Source organism: Streptomyces sp. MK37H, from assembly GCF_018035285.1.
Lineage (GTDB): Bacteria > Actinomycetota > Actinomycetes > Streptomycetales > Streptomycetaceae > Streptomyces > Streptomyces endocoffeicus.
In genome coordinates this window covers 1-3,069 of record NZ_JAAAYH010000687.1, presented here as the reverse complement: position 1 = coordinate 3,069, position 3,069 = coordinate 1, and the positions used below count along the sequence as shown (strand labels likewise).

3 protein-coding genes are annotated in these 3,069 nt (G+C 69.4%); all 3 read left to right on the top strand.

The features are described from left to right. Positions 1–183: 183 nt before the first annotated feature. On the top strand, positions 184–771 hold the full coding sequence (locus tag GWI24_RS42725; protein WP_210951404.1) for a Uma2 family endonuclease: 588 nt from the start codon (positions 184–186) through the stop codon (positions 769–771). A gap of 68 nt (positions 772–839) precedes the next feature. Next, positions 840–1,829, top strand: coding sequence for a GNAT family N-acetyltransferase (locus GWI24_RS42720; protein ID WP_210951403.1), 990 nt, complete (start codon positions 840–842; stop codon positions 1,827–1,829). Positions 1,830–1,999: 170 nt separating this feature from the next. Then, positions 2,000–3,069: PIG-L family deacetylase (locus GWI24_RS42715; protein ID WP_210951402.1), on the top strand; the 1,070-nt coding region annotated here is incomplete at its 3' end.

Sequence of the window (3,069 nt, the reverse complement as noted above, 5' to 3'; positions counted from 1 at the left end):
CTGCTCCGCTGCTCAATGGCGCCGAAGGCGCGAAACGAACCCCGCGCCCGGCCACCGGCACCCACTCCGCCCCCAGCCCCGCTCGCCCAGGGGCCCCAGCCCGGAACCGCCCGGCTCGCTAGCATGGTTTTGCAGGCTTCCCGTTGCCCGGCGCGGCCGCCGCCCGAGAGAGGAGCGAGCGCCATGACGATCGCCCCGGATCACGCCGACCGTGACGCACTCCGCTACCAGTCCATGCGGGACATCGTCGAGCAGATACAGGAAAGCGTTCCCGGAAAGCTGGAGATCACCAGGGAAGGGATCGTTCACGACATGATGTCGCCGGGGGGGCCGCACGAGCTGACGGCGGCGCGCATCAGCCGTCGGCTGGAGAAGGTCATGCCGGACGATCTGCTGGCCCATACCGGCACACCGGATGTGGAGGACCCGAACACGGGCGTGTTGCGCCATCCGGACGTGATCGTGATCGCCGAAGCGGATATGGACGTCGAAGGAGCGCTCGATCCGAAGACGCTCCTCGCCGCCATCGAGGTGGTGTCCCGGTCCAATCCGGACAATGACTGGGTGGGGAAGACACGGGATTATCCACAGCTGGGAGTTCCCGTGTATGTGATCTTCGATCCCCGTACGGGTGAGGGCGCCGTGCTGTCCGAGATCCACCCCACTCCGCACGGCCCCCGGTACGCGACCCGGAAGGACTTCGTCTACGGGGAGGACATCACGATCGGCGAGTGGACCATCTCGACGGAGAACCTGCCGCGCTATCGGTAGAGCGGCACGCTGGTGCCGCGGACCGCGCCCACGGTAGGTTCGGCGCGCCGGGACGAGGGGGGATCGGGATGGCCGGGGTGCCGCTGCGGGTGGAGATCTTACGGGCGGGCGAGGAGCACGTGGAGCAGATCGCCCGGCTCGCCGAGTCACGGAGTCTGAACGGGCCGGACGGCGCCCCGGGGACGGTTGAGGGGGGCTTCCTGGTCTCGGCGTACACCGAGGCCGACTACCGCGCCCGGCTGGAGACCGCCGAGCACTTCTATGTGGCGGTCAAGGGCGGGCAGGTGCTGGCGTTCCTGCTGGCCTACAGCTCCGACCGGGTCGAGCCGGACGAATGGCTGAACCGCCGGATCAAGACGGCGCTCGGCAGTTTCCTGGTGATCAAGCAGATCTGCGTGGCCCGCGAGGCGGCGCGGAGTGGCATCGCCTCGATGCTCTACTACCACGTCATCGACCAGTGGGACTTCAGCCCCGTGATCGCCGCGGTGGTCAACGATCCCCCCAACGACGCGTCCGCGCGCTTCCACCACAAGCTCGGCTTCCAGGAACTGACCCGGCTGACCCCGCCGGACGGGCTGCCCCGGGTGGTGTGGGTGTGGCGCAAACCGCGTGAGGCGATGCTGCACGCGCAGTACGGGATCGCGGTGGACCTCTACAAGCACGAGGACAACCTCAACTGGCAGAAGCTGAACAACTTCTTCTACATCACCGCGGGCCTCGCGGCCGCCACCGCCTTCTGCCTCGGCAAGGAGGGCGCGGGCGGCTCCCTCGGCAAGGGGCTGGCGATGATCATCGCGGTCATCGGCATCGGAGTGTCGCTGGGCTTCTCGCTGATGCTGCGCTTCGGACGCCAGTACCTCCTGGCGCGCAAGGAGGCGGTGGTCGAGCTCGAGGAGTACATGGCCTGGCACGGCGGCGAGCGGATAGTGAACCGCCGCACCGACGACCCCGGCGCCGCCTATCTGAAGGTGTCCCCGACCGGCGCGATCATGATGCTGCTGCCGGTGCTGGTCGCGGCCTGCTGGCTCGCGGTGCTCGGGGTGCTGATCGCCGACTGACGTAGCCGGAGGGCCGACCTCCGACGAGTATGCGTCGGCCCCGTGGCGACCATGTGCCCGATCTGTGACCGATACCTCCCGGCCATCGGACAACCTGTCAAGATCACCGACCGTCCCTTCACTCGGAGCAGCCGGAGACTACGCGCTGCCGAAGTGACAGGGTCACCAAATTGAACAGTCGATGGACATCGCGAGGGGCGCGGACCACCCGCAGGCAGACGCTCGCCGCGCTGGCGGCGCTCACCGCCGGGGGAGCCGTGGGGATTGCCGGGGTCACCGGGATCGCCGGATGCGGGGCGGGACATTCGCGCGGCGCGACAGCAGAGCCCGCGCGGGCCAGTGAGCCCGGGGCGGCGGAGCCGTTCACCTCCACGGTGGGCGACAAGCGGGCGCTGCTGCTGCAGATCATGGCGCACCCCGACGATGATCTGTACTTCATGAACCCGGACGCCGAGCAGGTGCTGCGCTCCGGCGTCCCGGTGGTGTGCGTGTACGTCACGGCCGGTGAGGCCCGGGGGATCAACCATCAGGCGGGGACGCCGGTCCCGCACGCCGACAAGGCCGCGTACTCCGCATCCCGCCACCAGGGGCTGCGGCAGGCGTACGCGCAGATGATGGGGCTGAACCAGTTCGCGCCCTGGCAGCGGTCCGTGCTGCGGCTGCCCGGCGGGGTCACGGCGGAGACCAACACCCTCGCCAACGGCACCCGCAGCGCCCGGCTGATCTTCCTCAACATCGCGATGCTGTCGGACGGCGGCGTACGGATCCCGGCGCTGTGGGACACCCCGGGCACCGTGATGCGCACCCTCCTGGCCACCGACTCCCCCGTGGCGCACCCCAGCTCGTACGGCCATCAGACGCTGGTCGACGTGCTCGCCGGGATCATGGACCGCTATCGGCCCACGCTGATCCACACGCTGGACCCGGACCCCGACTTCCAGGTGCACGACGTCCTGCACCCCAAGGACAACGATCAGCCGGGCTGCTCGGACCACCGCGACCACACCCCGGTCGCGCTGTTCACCTGGAAGGCGATCGCCCAGTGGGTGGCCGCCGCCACGCAGCGGGACAAGCATGCCCCGCGCTTCACCACCACCGCGTTCCGCGGCTACTACAACCAGCGCTGGCCGCACAATCTGCCACCCGCGGTGCTCGCCCAGAAAGCCCGGGCGATCAAGTCCTACGGCGGTGCGCCGGACTGGGACTGCGGCAACGCGGCCGGCTGCGGCGACTACAGCCA